16 protein-coding genes are annotated in these 23,127 nt (G+C 38.4%); 7 read left to right on the top strand and 9 right to left on the bottom strand.

Going from position 1 to position 23,127, the window contains the following annotated elements; genetic code table 11:
- The first annotated feature begins 59 nt into the window (after positions 1-59).
- The gene (locus FB551_RS17210; RefSeq protein WP_142018374.1) at positions 60-2,108 is read left to right on the top strand and encodes a S9 family peptidase; all 2,049 of its coding nucleotides are present in this window, start codon (positions 60-62) and stop codon (positions 2,106-2,108) included.
- Positions 2,105-2,446, top strand: a complete 342-nt coding sequence (locus tag FB551_RS17205) for a hypothetical protein (RefSeq protein ID WP_047427150.1) — start codon at positions 2,105-2,107, stop codon at positions 2,444-2,446. The genes FB551_RS17210 and FB551_RS17205 overlap by 4 nt, the downstream gene beginning before the upstream one ends.
- Before the next feature lie 106 nt (positions 2,447-2,552).
- On the opposite strand, the gene FB551_RS17200 is transcribed toward FB551_RS17205, so the two are convergent.
- A complete protein-coding gene (locus FB551_RS17200) occupies positions 2,553-3,044 on the bottom strand; it encodes an SRPBCC family protein (RefSeq protein WP_047427148.1) in 492 nt (163 codons plus the stop codon).
- Positions 3,045-3,245: 201 nt separating this feature from the next.
- On the opposite strand from FB551_RS17200, the gene FB551_RS17195 reads away from it, so the two are divergent.
- The 5 genes from FB551_RS17195 to FB551_RS17175 all read left to right on the top strand — a co-directional run bounded on the left by FB551_RS17195 (position 3,246) and on the right by FB551_RS17175 (position 9,517).
- A complete protein-coding gene (locus tag FB551_RS17195; RefSeq protein ID WP_142018373.1) occupies positions 3,246-4,790 on the top strand; it encodes a sensor histidine kinase in 1,545 nt (514 codons plus the stop codon).
- A 160-nt stretch (positions 4,791-4,950) separates the two neighbouring features.
- Positions 4,951-5,637, top strand: coding sequence for a response regulator transcription factor (locus tag FB551_RS17190; RefSeq protein ID WP_002982671.1), 687 nt, complete (start codon positions 4,951-4,953; stop codon positions 5,635-5,637).
- A 72-nt stretch (positions 5,638-5,709) separates the two neighbouring features.
- Complete coding sequence (locus FB551_RS17185) at positions 5,710-6,360, top strand: hypothetical protein (RefSeq protein WP_142018372.1); 651 nt, start codon at positions 5,710-5,712, stop codon at positions 6,358-6,360.
- Positions 6,361-6,379: 19 nt separating this feature from the next.
- Positions 6,380-6,742, top strand: a complete 363-nt coding sequence (locus FB551_RS17180) for a hypothetical protein (RefSeq protein WP_226798723.1) — start codon at positions 6,380-6,382, stop codon at positions 6,740-6,742.
- Positions 6,743-6,811: 69 nt separating this feature from the next.
- The gene (locus tag FB551_RS17175; protein WP_142018371.1) at positions 6,812-9,517 is read left to right on the top strand and encodes a TonB-dependent receptor domain-containing protein; all 2,706 of its coding nucleotides are present in this window, start codon (positions 6,812-6,814) and stop codon (positions 9,515-9,517) included.
- 264 nt (positions 9,518-9,781) lie between these two features.
- Here FB551_RS17175 and FB551_RS17170 read toward each other — a convergent pair whose 3' ends face one another.
- The 8 genes from FB551_RS17170 to FB551_RS17135 all read right to left on the bottom strand — a co-directional run bounded on the left by FB551_RS17170 (position 9,782) and on the right by FB551_RS17135 (position 23,117).
- Positions 9,782-10,279 carry a cupin domain-containing protein gene (locus tag FB551_RS17170; RefSeq protein WP_142018370.1) on the bottom strand — a complete coding sequence of 166 codons (498 nt, stop codon included), beginning with the start codon at positions 10,277-10,279 and terminating at the stop codon, positions 9,782-9,784.
- A gap of 23 nt (positions 10,280-10,302) precedes the next feature.
- Positions 10,303-12,585, bottom strand: a complete 2,283-nt coding sequence (locus tag FB551_RS17165) for a GH92 family glycosyl hydrolase (RefSeq protein ID WP_142018369.1) — start codon at positions 12,583-12,585, stop codon at positions 10,303-10,305.
- A 21-nt stretch (positions 12,586-12,606) separates the two neighbouring features.
- Positions 12,607-13,467 carry an ROK family protein gene (locus FB551_RS17160; protein ID WP_142018368.1) on the bottom strand — a complete coding sequence of 287 codons (861 nt, stop codon included), beginning with the start codon at positions 13,465-13,467 and terminating at the stop codon, positions 12,607-12,609.
- A gap of 130 nt (positions 13,468-13,597) precedes the next feature.
- Positions 13,598-16,006, bottom strand: coding sequence for an endo-beta-N-acetylglucosaminidase H (locus FB551_RS17155; RefSeq protein WP_142018367.1), 2,409 nt, complete (start codon positions 16,004-16,006; stop codon positions 13,598-13,600).
- 57 nt (positions 16,007-16,063) lie between these two features.
- Positions 16,064-18,217, bottom strand: a complete 2,154-nt coding sequence (locus FB551_RS17150) for an endo-beta-N-acetylglucosaminidase H (protein ID WP_142018366.1) — start codon at positions 18,215-18,217, stop codon at positions 16,064-16,066.
- 110 nt (positions 18,218-18,327) lie between these two features.
- Complete coding sequence (locus FB551_RS17145; RefSeq protein ID WP_142018365.1) at positions 18,328-19,755, bottom strand: glycoside hydrolase family 125 protein; 1,428 nt, start codon at positions 19,753-19,755, stop codon at positions 18,328-18,330.
- Between the two features lie 31 nt (positions 19,756-19,786).
- Positions 19,787-22,018 carry a GH92 family glycosyl hydrolase gene (locus FB551_RS17140; protein WP_226798722.1) on the bottom strand — a complete coding sequence of 744 codons (2,232 nt, stop codon included), beginning with the start codon at positions 22,016-22,018 and terminating at the stop codon, positions 19,787-19,789.
- A gap of 127 nt (positions 22,019-22,145) precedes the next feature.
- Entirely contained in the window at positions 22,146-23,117 is a 972-nt protein-coding gene (locus FB551_RS17135) for a glycoside hydrolase family 130 protein (protein ID WP_129038662.1), read from the bottom strand.
- Positions 23,118-23,127 lie beyond the last annotated feature (10 nt).

Raw genomic sequence — 23,127 nt, 5'->3', positions numbered from 1 at the left:
TACTTTCAGAGGAAAAAGTATAAGATTGTATTCAATTAAAAAAAATAAAAATACCCCGGATGAAAGCTCCACAGGCAAAAAAAATTGAAAAAATACTAGAAAAACACGGTGATAAAAGAACCGATAATTACTTTTGGTTGAATGAAAGGGAAAACCCTGAAGTTATCAAATATATTGAGGAGGAAAATGCCTACGAGGAATTCATCATGAAAGATACAGAAGCTCTTCAGGAAGAGCTTTTCGAAGAGATGAAAGCCCGCTATAAAAAAGATGACGAGTCTCTGCCTTATTTCTTTAATGAGTATTGGTATATTGTGCGTTATGAGGAAGGCAAAGAATATCCTATTTTCTGCAGAAAGTATAAAAGCCTGGATAACGAAGAGGAAATTGTACTTGACGTTAATATCCTGGCAGAGGGCAAAGAGTTTTTTGAAGTAGGAAGTGTAGCAGTAAGCCCAAGTAACAAACTGGCTTCTTTTTCTTCGGATGATGTAGGTAGAAGAATTTATACCCTGAATTTTAAAAACTTAAAGACAGGAGAAATTTTGCCAGACACCATTCCTAATACTACAGGAAAAGCTGTCTGGGCAAATGACAACCAGCATATTTTTTACATCAGAAAAGATAAAAGCCTTCGTGCATTTCAGGTGTACAGACATCAACTTGGGACAGATTCAGCAGATGATGTTCTGATTTTCCATGAAGAGGATGAGACTTTTGATGTTAATGTATTTAAGACAAAATCGTTAGAGTATATTTTCATTGCCAGCTCAAGCACTATTTCTGATGAACACCGCTTTATCCCGTCTGATGATGTATTTGCAGAATGGAAAGTGATCCAGCCAAGAATAGATGATCTTGAATATTCTGTAGAGCATTATGAAGATGAGTTTTATATCATTACGAATGCTGATGATGCGATCAATTTCAAGATTGTAAAAACAAAGATTGATAACTGCAGTATGGAAAACTGGATTGATGTCATTCCACACCGTGCTGAAGTTTTACTGGAAGGTTTTGAAATCTTTAAAGATTATCTGGTGTTGGAAGAAAGAGAAAGAGGACTGCTTCAGATCAAAATCATTGATGAGAAAACCCAGGAATCTTACTACTTACCTTTTTCCGACCCTACTTATACAGCCTATATCGGGATTAATCTGGAATTTGATACAGAGATTTTACGTTACGGTTACACCTCTCTTACACAACCAAGCTCCACCTATGAATATAACATGAAGGATAAGACTACAAAGCTTCTGAAACAACAGGAAGTTTTGGGTGGAAAGTTTGCTCCTGAAAATTATATTTCAGAGAGAATCTGGGCAGATTCAAGAGATGGAAAGACAAAAGTTCCTATTTCCCTGGTATATCATAAAGACACTAAAAAATCACCTGACACTCCTCTTCTTCTGTATGGATACGGAAGTTATGGACATACTGTTGATGCCAGCTTTTCGAATGTAAGACTATCCATCCTGGACAGAGGTTTTATCTATGCTATTGCTCACATTCGTGGTGGTGAATATTTGGGAAGAGAATGGTATGAAGATGGAAAAATGTTGTTCAAAAAAAATACATTCTTTGATTTTATTGACGCAGGGAAATATCTGATCAAAGAAAATTATACTTCCTCAAAGCATATGTATGCAATGGGAGGAAGCGCAGGCGGTTTGTTGGTAGGTGCTGTGGTCAATTATGAACCTCTGTTATTCAACGGAATTGTGGCACAGGTACCTTTTGTAGATGTTGTTACAACAATGTTGGATGATACGATTCCTTTGACAACCGGAGAATATGATGAATGGGGAAATCCAAATGACGAGGAATATTATCATTATATGAAAGACTACTCTCCTTACGATAATGTAGAAGCTAAAGACTACCCTCATATGCTGATCACTACAGGATTCCACGATTCTCAGGTGCAGTACTGGGAACCTGCAAAGTGGACGGCAAAACTGAGAGAATTAAAAACTGACGATAATATTTTAGTTTTCAAAACTGATATGAGCTCCGGACATGGAGGGGCAAGCGGAAGATTTGAATCTCTGAAGGAAGATGCGTTGGAATTCGCGTTTTTATTAAAATTAGAAAATCAAAAAGAATGATCAACGAAGCTGAATACTGGAAAAAAATAGAACAATTCTTTGAAGACAATTTCCAGACGGAGAAAAACCCACCCATTGAAACCCTTTTATTTCTGATAGGGCTTCAGGAGCTGGGAAGCGGCCAGCAAAAATATACAAAAGAAGACAAGGTAAACCTGATTCATATTGCAGTCTGCAGACTGCTTGAGCCTTTTGGATATTATAAATTTACACACTATGAAGACGGATGGCCGCAGTTTGAAAGCCTGGAAGAACTTCCGGAATTAAAGCCTAATGAGCAGACATTGCTGATGAAAAAAGCAATTATCCAATACTTTCAGGAGGAGGAGCTTTTGTAAAAGCGGGAAGATGGAAGCAGGAAATTAATTCCTGTCAATAAATAAAAGAGGATTTTCCAATGGAAAATCCTCTTTTTTATAACCGATTATTTTTACATATTCACATTTATCCAATCAATTCTTCCAATTGATTAAGGCCCATTTTAAATCCTTCTTCAAATCCCATGTCCATGAGCTTTCTCATAATTTCAGGAGAATGGTAATGGATATTGATCGTTACTTTAGTTCCTTCCTCCACTCCGGTAAAGCCAATCAGCCATTTAGATCTTGGAAAATCTTCGTTGACATTCCCTTTTTCATCACAGAATGCACTCATCCAGTCAAGACTTCTGTGTTCTGTAATTTCTCCATATTGAGTTTGAGCATACATTGGTCCTTTTTCACCATTTGGTCCTACCATGGTATACATCCAGATCCCTCCTTCTTTGAAATCCTGGCTTACTGTTTCACACTTCCATGGCTTGGGTCCCCACCATTGATCCAATAATCTGGCTTCTGTAAAATACTTCCACACTGTTGAAACATCAGCCTTATAAATCTTCATGACATACGTGCTGGGCGCATCAAAATCTTTGTTGAAAATGATATTAGATTCCATAAATATTTATTTTTAATAAAGTTAGCACTTTATTTATTGAAAGGGACTTTTCATATGACAAGTAAGAGATAATTCATAAATAATTGTTAAAAAACACTCTTTTAAGAAAAAAAAAACAATTTTTTGGCTCGTTTTTTGTTTATGTACTCTTAAAACAATTAATTTTAACATTCATTTTTCCAAAACCTATATAATAAAATAATGAATAACAAATTCATCCCAATAATTTCAGTGTTTATGACGATCTCACTGATTGTCTTTGTAACGCTCCAATTTTATTGGTTGAAAGGCTATTACGGAGTACTGGAACAGGATTTTTCAAATAAAGTGTATGCGGTTTTGGAAAGTACTTCAAAAAGTATTGAAGAAATTGAAGCTGACAAATACCTGAACCAGGATTATAAAGATTTCAGAAAAAATATTCTTGCAAATAGCAAACAGCCTTCTTTAACTACAATTCAGCAAGTGGAAGACTCTGGTACTCAAAGACAGATTATTTATTCCAAAAATATTATTGAAAAAACACAGCTTCCGATTTCTCAAAAAGGAGATTCTATTAAGCTGACCACATTGTATACAGACGAAGCTGCTTATAAAATAAAAAGAGATACCACCAATCGCGAACTATTAACGCAAGATATCAATCAGGAGATTGAAACGGGAGATTACTCCATGAAAGAGTTTGTGAAAGTATATGGAAATAACCTTCCTATTACTAAAAGAGTAGATCCGAAAACATTGGACTCTGTTATTGCCAAAGAACTTAAAATACGAGGGATCACTGCCAAATTCGGATATGGAGTTCTGGATCGTAATAATAAACTTACCAGCATTGCCAATAAGGCTTATAAAGAAAAGAAAGACAGCAATACCTACAGCTTTCCTCTTTTTGCCGATAAGAAAAATACGTTATACAGCCTTGCATTGGTATTCCCTAAAAAAGAATATTCACTGGCGATGAACAACTGGCCGATGCTTTTGGGAACATTCCTTTCTCTCCTTACCATTCTTGGAATTTATATTATTTCCATCAATTATATGATGAGACAGAAAAAACTTGCTGAAGTAAAAACAGACTTCATCAACAACATGTCCCATGAGTTTAAAACACCACTTGCAACCATTTCTGTTGCAACGGATTCATTGGCTAATGACAAAATTGCCACCAATCCGGATAAGGTAAAATACTACTCCGAACTGATCAAGCAGGAAAACTTAAGGATGAAAAAGCAGGTGGAAAATGTGCTTAATATGTCAAAACTTGAGCGAAATGAAGTGGAACTGTTCTTAAAAGAAGCCAACGTAAGGGAACTGATCAAAAAAACAACAGAATCTTTCAATCTGATTGTACAGCAAAGAAACGGAACGCTTACGCAGAAGTTCAATGCTACTCAGTATAATTTTAAAATAGACGAATTCCACATCTCGAATATGCTGGTGAACTTACTGGATAATGCCAACAAATATTCTCCTGAGGCACCGGAAATACATGTGGAAACAAGAAATGAAGGACACTGGTATGTGATTGAAATTTCAGATAAAGGAATGGGAATGGATACCCAGAATAAAACCAAAATTTTCGAAAAATTCTTCAGGGAAGAAACCGGAAATATCCACAACGTAAAAGGACAGGGATTAGGCCTTTCTTACGTGAAGAAAATTGTAGAACTGCACAAAGGACAGATTATTGTAGACTCTCATAAAGGAAATGGAAGTACGTTCACGATAAAGCTGCCAATGAGCTAGAAAAATAAACGATAGATGATAAGCGATAAATGATTAAACTTCTCCTTCACATCAATTATCAATGATCATTCATCAATTATAAGTTTAAACCAAATATCAAAATATAGAAGATAGAGTGAGGAAGTTCATTCTTAATTGTTAATTATTAATTATTAAAATTATGAGCAACAGAATATTATTAGTAGAGGACGATCAGAGTTTCGGGGCGGTGCTTAAAGATTATTTGACCATCAATAATTTTGAAGTAACTCTTGCCACTGACGGAGAGCAGGGATTAAAAGAATTTACAGAAAATGAATTCGATATCTGCATATTTGACGTAATGATGCCTAAAAAAGATGGATTTTCATTAGCGGAAGACGTAAAAAAGATTGATAAAAATACACCCATCATATTCCTTACTGCAAGAAATATGAGAGAAGATATCTTGAAAGGATATCAGTTGGGAGCAGATGATTATATTACAAAACCTTTTGATACAGAACTTCTTTTATACAAAATAAAAGCAATTCTTCAGAGAAGTTCCACATTGGAAAATGAAGAGCAGGAGCAGTTCAAGATCAGCAATATTTTCTTCGACTCTATGCTGAGACAGTTGAAAGTAGGTGATAAAGAATACAAACTTTCTCCTAAAGAAAATGAATTATTAAAACTTCTTTGCATCCACAGAAATGATTTTATGCCGAGAGATCTTGCCTTAAGAAAGATCTGGAAAAAAGAAAATTACTTTACAGCAAGAAGTATGGACGTATATATTGCCAAGCTTCGTAAACTATTAAAAGACGACGAAGGATTAGAAATCATCAACGTTCACGGAGAAGGGTTTAGACTTTTGGTAAAAAATTAATCCAAAAATCAAATTATAAGTATAAAATTAGCAAAACAATTGAAAATGTTTTGCTAATTTTGTTTCATACCCATGGATATGAAGAATACATTTATAGGTTTGATCGCCGTATCACTGTTAGCTGCATCTTGTAAAAAGGATGAAAGAGCTACTTATTTAAAAGAAGAAGCCAACGCTGGACAACCCAACGTAGCCCTCAATAACACTTCAAAAACCGCTCTGATGGATCAGGCAGGCATCCAATCCAGCTCTGCTCCTGCTCCTTTGGCTACAGCTCCGGGAATGAATCCTCCACACGGACAGCCCGGACACCGATGCGACATCCCTGTAGGACAACCTCTGAATGGTGCTCCTGCAACAGCTACTCCTGTTTCTCAAAATATAAATGCAAACGGAAACAATATCGTTCAGATAGATCCTAATGCCGTATCACCAGGAAAAATTGTATTGGACAACAACGGAAAGCAGACAAAAACAGCTCCGGGAATGAATCCTCCACATGGACAACCCGGACACCGATGTGATATTCCTGTGGGACAACCATTAAACAGCAAACCAGCTCCAACACCACAACCGGCACAAAATGTAGTGCAAACGACTCCAAGTCCTGCTCCTGCACCTGCAGCACAGAATCTGGCGATGGGTGAAAAACCAAAACTAAATCCTGCCCATGGCGAGCCTTGGCATAGCTGCTCTCTAAAAGTTGGTGATCCTTTGCCATAAATTTTGTATTTTTGCAGATATGAAGCTGTTTCACCTACTTGCAATAGTGTTTTGCCTGGGAATCTTTTTGGTTCCTAAGGACAATTTCTATGCGCAAGGGGCACAGGAAACATGCTGTAAGGCAGAGTCTTCCCAAAAAATGGACTGCTGTAAAAATCATTCTTCAAAAAAAGACAGCAAACATGATAACACAAAATCATGTAATGATGACTGCTGTTCATCATGTATTGCCTGCTACACTTTTATTGAAACCCCTTTCTCAAAGAATCTACGTCTGGAGCTGTCTTATTACAAAGCGAATAAGAATCCTCAGTTTCAGTATGCAGATCCTTATCTTTCAGACCGTTTAAAGGAAATCTGGCAACCGCCCAAGATAGGTTAATTAAAACATCAAGGGTTCATTATGTCTTATAGTGAACTGTTTTTTAATTAATTTAAACTTTTAAACAAAATGAAATTACATATTTCCAGGTTGATACTTGGTGCATTATTCCTATTTACACAATTTATATCTGCTCAGACACTTTCAAAAAATCAGTTCAAGGTAAAAGGGAACTGCGAAATGTGCAAAACAAGAATTGAAAGTGCAGCTAAAAAAGCAGGTGCTAAAACAGCTGTTTACTCTATTGATCTTCAGATACTAACCTTAGAAACAGATAAGACGTCTGCTGATGATATTTTGAAAAAAGTAGCAGAAGCAGGTCATGATAACGAAAAGTTCAAGGCTTCTGACACAACATACGATGGCCTTCCCGGATGCTGTCATTACGATAGAGATCTACAGCCTTCACAAGCAGAAACACATCACGAGCACCATGCAGAGGCTACTATTTCCACTAAAAAAGAAAACGAGTTCTACGTAAGAGGAAATTGTGCTTCTTGTAAAGCCAGAATTGAAAAAGCATCCAAAGATGCCGGTGCCAATACTGCAGAATGGAATGCAGAGAAACAAACGGTTACTTTACAATTTGATCCTTCAAAAACCTCATCAGATAAGATTTTAAAGGCTATTGCTGATGCAGGACATGATAATGAAAAATACAAAGCTTCTGATGCTGTTTACAACGGACTCCCTGGATGCTGCCTGTATGACAGGGATTTTACTTTTGGTGAAGCCAATCCAAAGGTACATTATGAAGAAGGAGCAAAGCATGAAGATCATAAAGACAATGAGACCTCTGCGGCTAAAGAAGATCATTCTCAGCATGAAAAAAATATCGACGGAGTTATTGTAACAGGTTCTAAGGCAGCAACAGCTTTAAGCAAGAAAGAAGCCGGACTTGTTTTTAATATTGATAAAAAAGAGCTGTTAAAGGCTGCTTGCTGTAATCTGTCTGAAAGTTTCGAAACCAATGCAACGGTAGACGTATCTTTCAGTAATGCGGTTACAGGGACAAAACAGCTGAAAATGCTTGGTTTGGATCAGAAATATACCAGCTTAACGAAGGAGCAACTCCCTGAGATCAGAGGATTGGCTTCTGCTTATGGATTAAACTTTATCCCAGGAAGATGGATTGAAAGTATTCAGCTTACCAAAGGAGGAAGTACGGTTACAAACGGTTACGAAAGTATCACAGGACAGATCAATACTGAACTTTTAAAGAATGCCAAGACTCCTGAAACGTCACTGAACCTTTTTTCCGACTTTAATGGAAGAGCGGAAATAAATGTTACCAATGTTTCTCCTATCAACGATAAATGGTCACAGACTTTCCTTCTTCACGGAAACGGAACTTTTGGTAATACGGATATGAACCATGACGGTTTTCTGGACAGACCAAAAGGTTCCCAGATCAATGCAGCGTATCTGCTGAATTATAATGATCTTGAAAAATCCGGATTCGGGTCTCATTTCGGAATTAACTATATCCGAGATGAAAGAACTGCAGGACAGATTGGATTTGATAAAAAACTGGGCCAGGATAAACAACCTTTTTATGGGGTAGGAATCGATATTTCAAGATTCCAGGTCTGGAATAAAACAGGGTATGTTTTTAAAGGAAAACCTTACCAGAGTATCGGGTGGATGAACCAATACGTTTACCACCAACAGGACAGTTTCTTTGGATTGAGAAATTATGCAGGACAGCAGCACACGTATTATTCCAATTTAATTTTTGAAAGTATCATAGGAAATACCAACCACAAGTATAAGGCTGGAGCAAGTTTCTTATATGATGGTTATAAAGAAACGTATTTACTTGATGATGTGAGAAGAAATGAAATTGTACCGGGTATTTTTGCTGAATATACTTTAACAGGTTTAAAATATACTTTAGTAGCGGGTTCCAGGGTAGATTTTCACAATCTTGCAGGAACACAGTTTACGCCGAGACTTAATTTTAAATATGATTTCACGCCTCAGACTATTTTAAGACTTTCTGCGGGAAGAGGATTCAGAACAGCGAATGTATTTGCGGAAAGTCAGCAGTATTTTGCTTCGAACAGAGCTATCAATATTTTACCTAACGGAGGAAATATTTATGGATTGAGACCTGAAATCGCATGGAATTATGGGGCGAGCTTGCAACAGGAATTCAAATTGTTCGGAAGAAAATCAAGCATTGTTGCAGACTTTTTCAGAACAGATTTTCAGGATCAGGTATTGGTAGATTTGGATAAGTCTCCTCAACAGCTTACATTCTATAATCTGGATGGTAAATCTTTTGCGAATTCATTCCAGACCCAATGGGATTTCATGCCTGTAAAAAATCTTGAAGTAAGACTTGCTTATAAGTATTATGATGTACAGGCGGATTATATAGGTGGAAGAAGAGAAGTTCCTTTTATGGCTAAGCACAGAGGGTTTGTGAATCTGGCTTATTCAACCAATAAAACAGATAAAGGAGGATTTTGGAGCTTTGATACGACTTTAAACTGGGTTGGAAAACAAAGACTTCCTGATACTTCAACGAATCCTGCTGAATTTCAGCTGCCAACCTATTCTGAATCTTATGCGGTTCTTAATGCTCAGATATCAAGAAACTTTAATAAAAAGATCAGAGCTTATGTAGGAGGTGAAAACCTTACTTCTTATTATCAGAAAAATGCGATTGTAGATTTTAAAAATCCTTTCGGAAATTATTTTGATGGTGGAATGGTATACGCCCCGATTATGAAGGCGAACTTCTATTTGGGACTGGATGTGACGTTTTAAAAGCGGGAAGCTGGAAGAGTGAAGCTGGGAGTACTGCTAGTCGGTAGTGTTCTATTTTGAGGCAAATTACTGGAAGGTATTCTCTGAATAAACAAAACCTTATAGGTCTTTGAGACTTATAAGGTTTATTTTTTGCTGCCAGCTTATAGATACATAAATAATGAAGGAGAATAAAAACTTCTGATAAACTCCAGAAACCTCCCTCTTCCAGTTTCAAGTTTCCCTACCAATAAAAAATCCGCTTCAATGAAGCGGATTTTTTATTTATCTCCCAAAGTCATCCTGTACTCTTACAATATCATCTTCGTCGGAAGGATTGGATGCATCGGTGTGCTGCCAGATTTCGGCAACAATTCCCCAGCCTGCAAGACCTATTAATCTGTGTCTTTCTCCCTGCTGAAGCTTCACCTGATCTTTTGGTCCATATTCTCCCAATTCTCCTTCTTCATCGGTATTGCTTCTTTTGATTCCTACAGTTCCTTCTACTACCTGCCAGATTTCGGCTCTTCTGTGGTGATACTGCCAGCTTAATCTTGCTTCCGGAGCTACGATAAGAATTTTCGGGCTTAGCTTCCCTCCTATTCTCAAGTTGTCTACATCAATCCCATCAAAATACTGGTTGGCAAAATCCTGCGCCTGCGTTTCATCAATCACAAAGAAACCACCCCATGGTCTTGTATCGTCTTTTGCTGCAATGTTAAAACCTTGTGTCTGCAGCATGTTCTCTACTCTATCGAATATTTCTTTTTTTTCTGTACTCATACAGCTATATGTTTAAATTAAAATTATTTATTTGATTCTTCTTTTGACATTGAATACGGAAAATCTTTTTCCTGTGAACCTCTTTCTTTATTTGGTTTGTTATCCATTTTAAAGTCTAACACAGCTCCTTTCATCAATTCTTTATGACTTAACCAGTTTTTGGAATAAGGCTGTTGGTTTACATTCAGTGATTTTACATATAGATTTTCGGAATTATTTTCCGGAGCTTTTATTTCAATTTTCTTACCATTTTCAAGATGAATGGTTGCTTCTTTAAATAATGGTGCTCCCAACACATATTGATCAGTAGCCGGTGTTACCGGATAAAATCCAAGGGCTGAGAAAATATACCAGGCAGAAGTCTGTCCGTTATCTTCGTCACCGCAATATCCATCCGGAGTTGCATGATACAGTTTATTCATTACCTGTCTTGCCCAATATTGTGTTTTGTAAGGCGCTCCTGAGTAGTTATACAGATAAATCATGTGCTGAATAGGCTGGTTTCCGTGGGCATACTGTCCCATATTCATGATCTGCATTTCTCTGATCTCATGGATCACACCTCCATAATAACTGTTATCAAAAACAGGAGGCAATGAGAAAACCTCATCCAATTTGGCTTCAAATTTCTTTTTTCCACCCATCAATTCTGCCAGACCGTCAATATCCTGAAAAACAGACCATGTATAATGCCAGCTGTTTCCTTCAGTAAAGGCATCTCCCCATTTGAAAGGATTGAATGGTTTCTGGAAGTTCCCGTCTTTATTTTTACCACGCATCAAACTTGTTTCCTTGTCGAAGACATTTTTATAATTATAAGCTCTTTTCTTATAAATATCAATTTCTGAAGCGGGTTTCCCCAATGCTTTTCCTAACTGATAAATTGAAAAGTCGTCATACGCATACTCCAATGTTCTGGCTGCATTTTCATTGATTTTCACATCGTAAGGAACATAACCCAATTCATTATAATACTTTACTCCTGCACGGCCTACTGCTTCTATAGGCCCTTCATTATTCGCTCCATGTTTTACGGCTTGCCAAAGCGCTTCCGTATCATATCCACGAAGTCCTTTGATATAAGCATCTGCTACAACGGATGCAGAATTGTTTCCGATCATAATATCAGAATATCCCGGGCTGCTCCACTCCGGTAAGAATCCGCCTTCTTTGTAAGCATTAGCCAATCCTTCCTGCATTTCTACATTGATGCTTGGGTAAACAAGGTTCAGGAAAGGGTACAAAGCGCGGAACGTGTCCCAGAATCCGGTACCTGCAAACATTCTTCCGTCAACAATTTTACCATTGTAAGGGCTCCAATGTTTTATTTTATTCTGAGCATCTACTTCATATAATTTCTGGGGGAAAAATAATGTTCTGTACAGAGACGAATAAAAGGTTCTCATCTGCTGATCTGTTCCTCCTTTTACTTCTATTTTTCCTAATGTTTTGTTCCAGATATTTTTAGCCTCGGTTTTTACCTGTTCAAAGTTTCTCGTTCCGATTTCTCTTTTAAGATTCAGTTCTGCCTGTTCAAAGCTGATGAATGAAGAGGCTACTTTTGCATAAACCGTTTCTTTATTTTTAAGCTTAAAACCTACGACAGCTCCTGTATGATCACTGGTAATTTCTAATTGGTCATTAACCAATTTATCATCTTTCCAGGTTTTTGTGAGTTCAAAATCTTTATCAAACTGAACGACGAAATAGTTTTTAAAATTATCATATTTCCCTGTAGAATATTTTGTGGTATACCCAATAATTTTTCTTTCTTTAGGTAAAATCCTGATGTAAGAACCTTTGTTCAAAGCATCTACGACGATGTAAGCACTGTCTGTTTTTGGAAAATCAAATTTAAAATAGGAAGCTCTTTCTGTAGGTGTAAATTCTGTAGTTACATTGATGTCCGCAAGGTATACACTGTAGAAATAAGGAGTTGTAACCTCAGCTTTGTGACTGAACCAACTCGCTCTTTCGTCTTCTTTAAATTTCACTTTTCCTACTCCCGGCATGATGGCAAATGCGCCGTAGTCATTCATCCAGGGAGAAGGCTGATGCGTTTGTTTAAATCCTTTTATTTTATCTGCATCGTAGGTATAAGCCCATCCATCGCCCATTTTCCCGGTTTGTGGTGTCCAGATATTCATTCCCCAGGGAAGTCCGACTGCCGGATAGGTATTTCCGTTGGATAAGGAAGGCTTGGACTGCGTTCCCATTAAAGGATTCACATAATCTACGGGAGATATATTCTGACCTAACGCCCAGGCCTGTAATAACAGTAAGCAAGTAGAAAATATAAACTTCATTGTATCTTTTCGTTTGTTAATTTATATACGCTTTTTTAATGCATAGCTGGCAGCTCCAAGAATGGCCGCATCTTCAAATATCGCAGAAATTTTAACCTGCAAGTTAATATTATTCTTTGTTAAATTCTGAATAAATCTTTGTTCGAAATAAGGATATGCCTTCGCAATATTCCCTCCTATAACTAAAACTTCCGGTTTGTAATGATCTACATATTTTACGATAAATTCTGAGAAAGAGTCTGCATATTCATCAAATATCTGGGTTTGTATTTCCGCTGGTTTATCCAACAATTCTTTAGTCCCTGAAATTTCTTCTCCGGTGAGTTCTTTATAACGATTCACAAACCATCGTGTTGCAAGATAATCTTCACTGATAGAGTTTTTAAAAGGCGAATCCCATAAGTCTTCATCGGTAGCAAATTCTCCATTGAAGAAGGTAGTTCCCAATCCTGTTCCAAGGGTTACTCCAAAAGCACTTTTGAATCCCTGGGCACAACCTCCAAATACTTCTCCTTCCATAAAGGCTGCCGCATCATTTACAAAATGAATCAGCTTCTCAGAAATGCCTAGTCTTTTTGCCAGTTCTTCTTTGATATTCACCTGATAGATATCAATAAATTTTCCCTGCTGCATCAGCGATATTCCATTGTCATAATCGAAAGGTCCCGGCATTGCGATACCGATCAGAAGATCTTCTTTCACCAGATCATGAGCCACTTTTTCAATGGCTGAAACCCAAGCACTAAAAATAATTTCTTTCTTTTCAAAAGCATCTACATGTTCTCTTACATAGGTGGATGAAATGATTTCACGTTTTTCCGGGTCTACCTGAGCCAGCGTGATATGCGACCCTCCTATATCTATTCCTACTATATTCTGCATTATTTATTATTTTAAATTCAAACATCCTTTGACTGAAAAAACAGACAAACAGGAGTACACTACCTGCCTGTCTGCTTTGTATTTCAGACTTTATATTACTAATTCTGATAACTACTTCATTATCTGAATTTTATTTCACAATAATTTTACCTGTTGATAATACTTTACTGTTTGCAGATGTAATCTTGTAAATATAAGTACCACTGATTAAATCCTGCGTATTCACTGCATTATTATTTTGATTAATATTCTGTTTTTTGAACAATTTTCCTGAAGCATCATACAATGCTACTTCACTTGCAGAGTTATCGCTGATGGCAAAGTGAATATCATTTCCTCTTTTCACAGGATTCGGATAAACAGTGTTGTTCTCTTTTACAGATTCAATATCTTTCACGGCAAGAGATGAAGTACAGGCAACATCTGTTCTCCAGTTCGCATCTGTCATATTGATCAGGGTTGCAAAATGAGTGTTGGCTGTAGCATCTAAAGCTCCCATTCCACTTCCTTCATCCATTTTCCAGTTCGCTTCAAGACCCGTAGAGTTGGCAGGAACATTACAGCTGTTACTCAGAATTTCCTGTGGTGTTAATGCTTTTTTCCAAACTCTGAATTCATCAAGGAATCCATTGATTGTACGGGAATTATCATAATTTCTACCCAGATAAAGAATGCCGTTGGCATTGAAATTACCTGTCACTGCTGAACTTGCATCCAGATTTCCATTGACATAAATTTTCATTGCTGCACCGTCATAAGTGGCTGCAATATGGTACCATGTATTGGTATTGAATGCTGTATTCGTATTCAGTTTCACTTGTGATGAACCGAAACTCAATATAAACTGCAGTTTATTATTCGCCAGGTTTCCATCTCCGAAACGAAGCATAGCCGAGTTATTATCTCCCACTTCAATACCCATTACTGATGAAATATAAGGGAATCCCGTTTTAAAAGCATTTACTTTTACCCAACCTTCAAATGTCATAGCATTTCCACTCAGGTTAAACTGTCCTGCGTTAAGATAATGCGTGCTTCCATTGAAAGAAAGGGATCTTGCTCCGGGACTTGTAACAGGTGCAAAACCACTGTTGAATGCTCCTTCTCCTGAATAGATACTTGTAGTTCCTCCCGCACATCCTGCCTGCACTTTCCATACATAGTTGGTATTAGGTGTCAGATTCTGTAATGAATATGAATTGGTTGTGATATTCGGGATTTCAGACCAGGTTGTGGCAGCAGCAGTTTTATACTGTAGAGTATATGAAGTGGCGTTTCCTGCATCCCATGATAACTGGGCTGTATTACCAAGGAAACTTCCGGAAGTTAATCCTGATGGCGTAGTGCAGCCACTTCCGGAATTAAACCTTGGTGCAAAAATATAAGTACTTGTTAATGTCGGTGAGCAGTTGGACTGTATTCTCCAGTCGTAATTGGTATTCAGAGTAAGGTTGTTGATGACAATATTATTTCCTGAATAATTGTTGCCCACATTCGTCCATACTGTGGAATTGGCCGGTTTATAGTCAATATTGTAAGACTGGGAAGCATTGGAAGTCCAGTTCAGTTTTGCTGAAGTTCCTGTCACATTGGAAACATCCAGTCCCAATGGCGGATCACAGGTCTGTCCCTGAGACCATGAATATAACTGACCGCTTAAAAGCGTATTTTCGTTGTAAAGGATATTGGAACCCGTACTCAGATAGCTGGCAACATTTGTTCCCGGCAGATCATACCACATAAACACACCATATTGATCATTTTTTGTGCTGGTGGCTAAATTTGCCAATGTTGTTGCTGATGTAGAGCTTGGATTGGAGTTTTGAATCCATGTTGCGGCTGCAGAAATTTTGGATTTATCCAGTGGAGGAACAACAGGTGCATTGTACGTACTGTACATGGCGTTCCAGGTATAATTAATATAATTTCCTGCTAAATCTCCGTTATAAGTTTGTCTGGTTGTAGCCGGACCGTAGTAGTAGAATGTAATCAGTTTATCAGGCATTGCCGCTTTCAATTCCTGTAAAAGCATTACAAAAGAACTGTTATTAGGCTGTCCTGTTCCGTTATTTCCGTATCCTGCGTATTCGTCATCAAGGTCTACTCCATCCAGACCGTAGGTGTAAACAGTATGAGCAACCTGCAGAGCAAAATCTTTAGCTGCTTCACGGTTAGGAAAATTAGAAATTCCTGCTCCCTGGTGATTTCCTAAAAGATCCAGAAGTACTTTTATTCCTTTTTGCTGTAAAGGTTTTACGTAGGTATTAACATCATTCAGGACTTTGGTAACATTGTTATTGTTGGAGATGTAAGCACGGTTTTTAGAAACATCATAGTTGATGTTGGCTGCAAAAATAATAGCAACATCAAAAAGCTGTCTGTTGGTATTTTGCAGAGTATAGGAACCTGCATTCAGCATATTATTGTTGTTCACTTCCACATAGCAGACTCCCAAAGGATCAAGCTGCTGTGCCTTGAGTGATGGAGCTGACTGAAGCATCAGAGCCATTAGAGGAATAAAAAAGGATTTTTTTCTCATAGTATATCAATTTTGTAGTAGAAAAAATCATTGGGCCGAAGCCCAATGACTGGTTTATTATTTTACAATTAGTTTTTCGGATTGTTTTAAACTTCCATCATGAGATTCAAACTGAACGATATAGCTTCCTGCTGAAAGTCTTGTCAATTCAATTTGGTTATCTCCGGAATTCAGTGATTTTGTGTCAACGATTCTTCCATTAAAATCATAAACCGTTAATTTTCCTTTGCTGTATTCATCCGGAACAGAAACGGTAAGTGATGAAGATTTGCTTACCGGATTCGGATATAATTTGATTTGATTTTTACTATTGGTCTGTCCTGCACTTATTGCCTTTTGGCTTGAAGCATTTCTTGCCAATAGTGAGCTTCCTGTTGCACATGGCAGATCTGTTCCCCAATTGGAAGCATCAACACCTGTCAATGTTAAAGTTACTCCGTTTCCGGATGTATCCTGAACAGTAGAACCACTTCCTTCGTTAAACTTCCAATAAGCAGCCAATGATGTAGCCGGAACTGATACATTACACATATTCTGACTGATCTCCGTTTGACTCAATGCACGTTTCCAAACTCTTACTTCGTCTATTTTGCCATTGAAATTTCGCGAAGTATTGTATAGATAGCCTACGTTGAATGCTCCAGTTGAATTCACACTTCCGGTTTGTGCTTTAGTCGCATCCAGAACCCCGTTAATATAAATTTTCATATTGGCACCGTCATATGTTGCTGCAACATGATACCAGGTATTGGCATTCAAAGCAGTTGCGGAAGCCAGTTTTTGCTGAACATTATTAATACTTACTACAAACTGAAGCTTATTATTGGCCAGGCTGGCATCTCCTAATCGTAAGAATGCGGAATTACTGTCGCTTACTTCAGTTCCCATGATAGAAGAAATATAAGGAGAAGCAGACTTGAAGGACGAAGGTTTGATCCAGCCTTCAAAAGATAATGCGGAACCGCTCAGGTTCATACTTCCGGCAGCCCCTGATTCAGTACTTCCATCCAGAGATAATGCATAAGAACCTGTAGGCGTTGTTCCTGAGGTACTGGTAAATCTTGGTGCAAACATGTAAGCGCTTTTCACGCTGCAGTTGGTTCTGATTCTCCAATCGTATTCTGTATTGGCTGTTAAGCCTGAAACAGTTACAGAAGTAGCGCTCGTTGCAGACACAGCATTCGTCCATGTTGTGGAAGAAGCTGGTTTATAATCAATATCATAGGTATTGGTTCCAACAGCAGACCAGTTCAGTTTTGCACTTGTTCCGGTAAGATTGCTTGTGTACAGTCCAATAGGCGCATCACAGTTTGTTCCTTGTGTCCATGACTGTAAAGTACCGCTTAAAACAGTCGGCTCTCCATATAATGTTTGAGTTCCTGCTGAAAGTTGTGATGTTTCATTGGTTCCATGTAAATCATACCACATAAATACTCCGTAACCACCGTTCTTAGTCTGAGTGGCCAGGCTGGTGGTTGTAGAATTGGAAGTATTTCCCATCCATACGGCTGCAGGAGAAATTTGTGCTTTGGTAAGAGGAGGTACATTAGGAGCTGAGAATGTTCCATACATGGCATTCCAACTGTAATTAACATTATCTCCCACTCTGGCTCCATTCCATGAAAGTCTTGAAGCAGCAGGACCATAATAATAGAATGAAATAATCTTATTCGGTAATAATGCTCTGAGCTCCTGAACAAGCATTACAAAAGAGCTGTCGTTAGGCTGCCCGGTTCCGTTATTTCCGTATTCTGAATATTCGTCATCAAAATCAATTCCATCAAGACCATAGGTATTCACTGTATTGGCAAGCTGTAATGCAAAGTCTTTTGCGGCTTCACGGGTAGGAAAATTACAGATCCCTGCTCCCTGATGGTTTCCTAAAATAGTCAGGACTACTTTCATTCCTTTCTGCTGAAGTGGCTTTATGTAAGTATCCGCATTGGTAAGCACTTTCGTAACATTATTATTGGAATACAGATAAGCTCTTCCACGGCTGCTATCATAATTAATATTAGCCGCAAAAATATTCACCACATTGAACAGATAGCTGTTCGATGTCTGCAGTTTATACGCTCCTGCATTCAGGAGGTTGTTGTTATTCACTTCCACATAGCAAATTCCTGTAGGATTAAGCTGCTGTGCGTTGATCAGAGACCCTGACTGAAGCATCACTGCCATCAGTGCGGTAAGGATGGATTTTTTTTTCATTGTATAATTTTTTTAAGGTGCTTTGGTGTCTGAATTTTATATAGCTTTCCCCCTGATACCTTCTTTTCAGGAAAGTATCTCAGATGAATAAGCCATATAAAAAGGGAGGGCTATGTCAGTAGCTCAGGGTTTTCGTTAAAGGTTTTCCATAACAACTCACCGAATAATGTATTCGCCCATGCAAACCATTCTCTGGTGAACTTTTTGGCATCGTCTTTATGGAAGGATTCATGCATAAAGCCTGTCCCGCCGTGCGTTTTCTGTAGAGTATCAATACACCATCTGATCTCACTTTTATCTTTGGTAGTGAGTGCCTTCATGATGATACTCATTGGCCAGATCATGTCAAGTCCGATATGCGGACCTCCTATCCCTTCTGCCAGTTTACCTTTGAAGAAGAACGGGTTGTTTTCTGACCACACAAATTTTCTTGTATTCAAATATACAGGGTCGTCAGCTTTCACCGCATCCAGATAAGGCAGTCCCAGCAAGCTTGGACAGTTCGCATCATCCATCAGGTTGTAGCTTCCAAAGCCATTCACTTCAAAAGCATAGATTTTTCCAAATTCAGGATGATTGTAAATTCCGTATTTTTTGATGGCTGCATCTACCTCATCAGCAAGGCTGTTCAGCTGTTGAGCCAACGTTTTTTCATTTTTAATCTGAGAAACCATTTCCGCTGCCTGACGTAAGCTTACTACTGCAAATAAGTTAGACGGAATCAGGAATCCATAAATAGTAGCATCGTCACTTGGACGGAACATAGAGCTGATAAGACCCACCGGTTTTGTCGGATAACCATATCCTCCCATAGGAACTCCATCTGTTGCCCACGCTGTTGTACGCTCGAATTTGTAAGGTCCAAGATCATTTTTTCTCTGCTGTTCTGTGAAAGTCTGCAGGGTAAGTTTAATTCCTTTCAGCCAGTTGGCATCGAAAGGCTTTGTATCTCCGGTTGTTTTCCAGAAGTGATAGGCAAGACGGATAGGATAACACAGAGAGTCTATTTCCCATTTTCTTTCATGGGTTCCCGGTTTCATATCGGTATGGTCATATTCTTTCCATTTACTGATCTTTTGATCATCGTTATAGAAAGCGTTTGCATAAGGATCTTTCAGGATGAAAGTCGTCTGTTTGTGGATCACTCCTGAGATCAGTTTGTGCAGCTTTTCATCTTTTTTAGAGAACTGCAGGTAAGGGAAAACCTGTGCAGAACTGTCACGAAGCCACATCGCATCAATATCTCCTGTGATGACGTAAGTATCCGGCGTTCCGTTGGTTTCACTATAGAAAACGGTAGTATCTAATGTATTCGGAAAGCTGTTTTCAAAGAGCCAGCCGAGTTCTTTGTTTTTAACTTTCTTTTTAAAAGCAGCGATAGCATTTTCTACGGATTCGCTGGTAAAATGTCTTTTTTCTTTAGGAACACGGACAACAGGAAAATCATCCAGCACTAAATTTTTAGCAAAAACATTCTGAGTAAACAGCAATCCGGCTCCTGCCAGTGCACTTGTTTTAATAAAATTTCTCCTTTCCATTGATACTTTTGTTTCGTTTATTTTTATAGTCTTATTTTACCGGCTTGCTTCCCATTACGAATCTAAGCTCGCCACCGTTCATGATATCGCTATGGTTCAGTTCCCAGCTTTTGTATTCTTTTCCATTCAGGAACATTTTCTGAACGTAGATATTCTTGTCGGATATCTTGTCTGCGATCACGGTAAAAGTTCTTCCATTCTCTAGTTTTAATGAAGCTTTCGGAAATTGTGGGGCTCCGATAGCATAAACAGGTTTTCCTGGCGTCACAGGATAAAATCCTAATGAAGAGAAAATATACCATGCCGACATTTGACCGCAATCTTCGTTATTTACAATTCCGTCCGGTTTTGCCGCGTACATATTGTCACGGATAAATTTCACCATTTTCTGAGTCTTGTAAGGATTTCCTGCATAGTTGTAGAGGTATGGAACATGATGTCCAGGTTCATCTCCAAATCCTAAAGATCCGATAAAACCTGAGATATCAACATGCTGTTCTCCTTCCATATGAAGTGCTTCTGTAAAGGTCTTATCCAGTTTTTCTTCAAAACCTTTTTTTCCTCCATACAGATTCATCATTTCATCAATCTGATGCGGAACAAAGAAATCATAGGCCCAGATATTTCCGGAAACCCAGTGTGGCTGGAGTTTTTTCCAATCATTAAGCTTGAAATCCGCTAAGAATTTCCCGTCTTTTTGTCTTGGCCAGAAATGATTATTTTCTTTATTGAAGGTATTCAGGAAATTCATAGAACGTTTTTTATACACTTCTGCTTCTTCTTTCTTCCCTAATTTTTCTGCAAGCTGCTGGATACACCAGTCATCATATGAATATTCAAGGGTTGCAGAAACTGAAGCACCGTTTTCTGATGGTGTATAGCCTAACCTGATATAATCATTAAGACCTCCGCCTCCATCACTGCTGCTCATTTTGTCTGTTAAAGAAGCATCTTTCATTGCTGCAAATGCTTTTTCTCCATCAATACCCGGAACGCCTTTTGAAATGGCATCCCAGATTACCGAAGCACTGTGATAACCTAACATACAGAAGTTATCATATCCGCAAAGTTCCCAGATGGGCATATGATCTTTACGGTCTGTATATCTGCTGATTAAGGAATTGGCAAATTCTTTTGTATGTTTCTGATCCATAATGGTCAAAAGCGGGTGCGTTGCTCTGAATCCGTCCCAGTATGAATAAGTACTGTAGTTCGTGAACCATTTGGTATTCATGTTTTCCTGAGCGGCAACATAATCTCCATTCACATCCATATAAAGGTTGGGAGCAATGAAGGTATGGTAAACGCCTGTGTAGAAAATTTTTCTCTGACTGTCTGTTCCTCCTGTCACCTGGAATCTTCCGATAAGGTCTCTCCAGGTTTTTTGGGCTGTTTCTTTCGCTTTGGCAAAGTCAATATTTTTTGCTTCGGTATCGAAATTTTCCTGTGCGTTTTCTGTGCTCACCGGAGATAAAGATACTTTTACTTCAATACTTTCCTGGTCTTCTGTTGAGAATCTTACAAAGGCTTTAGCATCCTTGGCAAGGGCAATTTTTTCATCATTTTTGATTTTCCCGTCAGCATACACGCCGTAAGACTTAAACGGTTTGGAAAACTCCATCACGAAGTATGCAAACCGTTTACCTCCCCAGCCATTGCTGTAACAGTAACCTTTGATTTTATTATTGCCTTCCACACTCACTAAAGTATGGTAGATATTTCCGAAGATTTTATTGGTAGGATCAATAATGATATTAGATTCATCACTTTTAGGGAAAGTATATTTATGAAATCCTACTCTTGGGGAAGCGGTCAGCTCAGCTTTGATTCCATAGCTGTCCAACATTACGGAATAATATCCCGGAGACGCCACTTCTTTATCATGTGTAAATTTTGAACGGTACCCTGTTTCCGGTTGATCTTCTGATCCCGGAACCATTTTTACCTGTCCTACCGTTGGCATTACCAGAATATCTCCAAGGTCTGCCCAACCTGTTCCGCTAAGATGGTTATGACTGAATCCCATGATCGTCTTACTGCTGTAGTGGTATCCGGAACACCAGTCCCAGTCGCCGCTTTTCGTATTCTGATCCGGACTCAGCTGTATCATCCCAAATGGCGTAGTTGCCCCTGGAAAGGTATGTCCATGACCTCCTGTTCCTATAAAAGGGTCAACCCAGGATAAAACATCATTTTTATTTTGCTGGGCATTCGCTACAGAAATCAGGGTTGTAAAAAAGCAGATAAGCAGTTCTTTTTTCATGATAATAGAGATATCGGAGATTTTTTTGTTTAAAAGTTGGTTAAAAATAGGAAAACCATTATAAAATTCCCAGCAAACGGGAAAATTAAGATGATTAACCTATTTTCCTAAACTTTATATTACTGTATTAAATTGAATTCTTTTTCATAAAGTCAATAATTTCTGAGATATATCCAAAGGCAATTGCAACCACGGTATCAGCAGCACCGTAATATACTGTTACTTTGTCTCCCTCAGTTAATGCTGCACAAGGGAACACCACATTCGGTACGTCTCCTGTCAGTTCATACAATTCGGCCGGAGCCAACAAATAAGGCTTCGTTCTGTACAATACTTTTGTAGGATCTTCAAGATCAAGCAAAGCTGCTCCCATTGAATATCTGAATCCTCTGCAGGTATTGATCACGCCATGATAGAAAAGCAGCCATCCTTCTTCTGTTTTGATAGGAACAGGCCCACCTCCGATTTTTGTACACTGCCACGCACTGTCTTCAAAAGGCGTTACTTTCATCACGCAGCGGTGTTCCCCCCAGTACTTCATATCAGGGCTATAGCTGATATAGATGTCTCCGAAAGGCGTATGCCCATTATCACTCGGACGGCTCAACATCGCATATTTACCATTGATTTTCTCAGGGAACAAAACTCCGTTTCTGTTGAATGGAAGAAAGGCATTTTCGCACTGAAAAAATTCTTTAAAATCAAAAGTATACCCAATTCCGATGGTAGGACCATTGTATCCGTTACACCATGTGATCCAGTAACGGTCTTCGATAAAAGTAACACGCGGATCATATTTGTAATCGGATTCAATCATGTCTGTATTTCCTGCCTGCATTTCAATAGGGTCATGATTGATATCCCAATTGATTCCGTCTTTACTGAAACCAGCAAAAATATTCATCTGTACTGCCTTGTTGTCACAACGGAAGACTCCTGCAAATCCATCCTCAAAAGGGATTACTGCACTGTTGAATATACTGTTGGATGTTGGTATCGCATATCTGTTAATGATCGGGTTTTCGGAAAACCTCCACATGATATCATTGCAATCTTCCGGGCGATCCTGCCAAGGGATCATTACTGATTGAGCTGTCATAAAGTATTTT

It is taken from the genome of Chryseobacterium aquifrigidense (genome assembly GCF_006716485.1).
GTDB lineage: Bacteria > Bacteroidota > Bacteroidia > Flavobacteriales > Weeksellaceae > Chryseobacterium > Chryseobacterium vietnamense.
The sequence above is the reverse complement of the archived record's forward strand: the minus strand, read 5'-3'. Positions and strand labels throughout refer to the sequence as shown.

Coding starts and splice junctions, on each gene's coding strand:
- FB551_RS17210 (WP_142018374.1), top strand. CDS start 60: ATGAAAGCTCCACAGGCAAAAAAAATTGAAAAAATACTAGAAAAACAC.
- FB551_RS17205 (WP_047427150.1), top strand. CDS start 2,105: ATGATCAACGAAGCTGAATACTGGAAAAAAATAGAACAATTCTTTGAA.
- FB551_RS17200 (WP_047427148.1), bottom strand. CDS start 3,044: ATGGAATCTAATATCATTTTCAACAAAGATTTTGATGCGCCCAGCACG.
- FB551_RS17195 (WP_142018373.1), top strand. CDS start 3,246: ATGAATAACAAATTCATCCCAATAATTTCAGTGTTTATGACGATCTCA.
- FB551_RS17190 (WP_002982671.1), top strand. CDS start 4,951: ATGAGCAACAGAATATTATTAGTAGAGGACGATCAGAGTTTCGGGGCG.
- FB551_RS17185 (WP_142018372.1), top strand. CDS start 5,710: ATGGATATGAAGAATACATTTATAGGTTTGATCGCCGTATCACTGTTA.
- FB551_RS17180 (WP_226798723.1), top strand. CDS start 6,380: ATGAAGCTGTTTCACCTACTTGCAATAGTGTTTTGCCTGGGAATCTTT.
- FB551_RS17175 (WP_142018371.1), top strand. CDS start 6,812: ATGAAATTACATATTTCCAGGTTGATACTTGGTGCATTATTCCTATTT.
- FB551_RS17170 (WP_142018370.1), bottom strand. CDS start 10,279: ATGAGTACAGAAAAAAAAGAAATATTCGATAGAGTAGAGAACATGCTG.
- FB551_RS17165 (WP_142018369.1), bottom strand. CDS start 12,585: ATGAAGTTTATATTTTCTACTTGCTTACTGTTATTACAGGCCTGGGCG.
- FB551_RS17160 (WP_142018368.1), bottom strand. CDS start 13,467: ATGCAGAATATAGTAGGAATAGATATAGGAGGGTCGCATATCACGCTG.
- FB551_RS17155 (WP_142018367.1), bottom strand. CDS start 16,006: ATGAGAAAAAAATCCTTTTTTATTCCTCTAATGGCTCTGATGCTTCAG.
- FB551_RS17150 (WP_142018366.1), bottom strand. CDS start 18,217: ATGAAAAAAAAATCCATCCTTACCGCACTGATGGCAGTGATGCTTCAG.
- FB551_RS17145 (WP_142018365.1), bottom strand. CDS start 19,755: ATGGAAAGGAGAAATTTTATTAAAACAAGTGCACTGGCAGGAGCCGGA.
- FB551_RS17140 (WP_226798722.1), bottom strand. CDS start 22,018: ATGAAAAAAGAACTGCTTATCTGCTTTTTTACAACCCTGATTTCTGTA.
- FB551_RS17135 (WP_129038662.1), bottom strand. CDS start 23,117: ATGACAGCTCAATCAGTAATGATCCCTTGGCAGGATCGCCCGGAAGAT.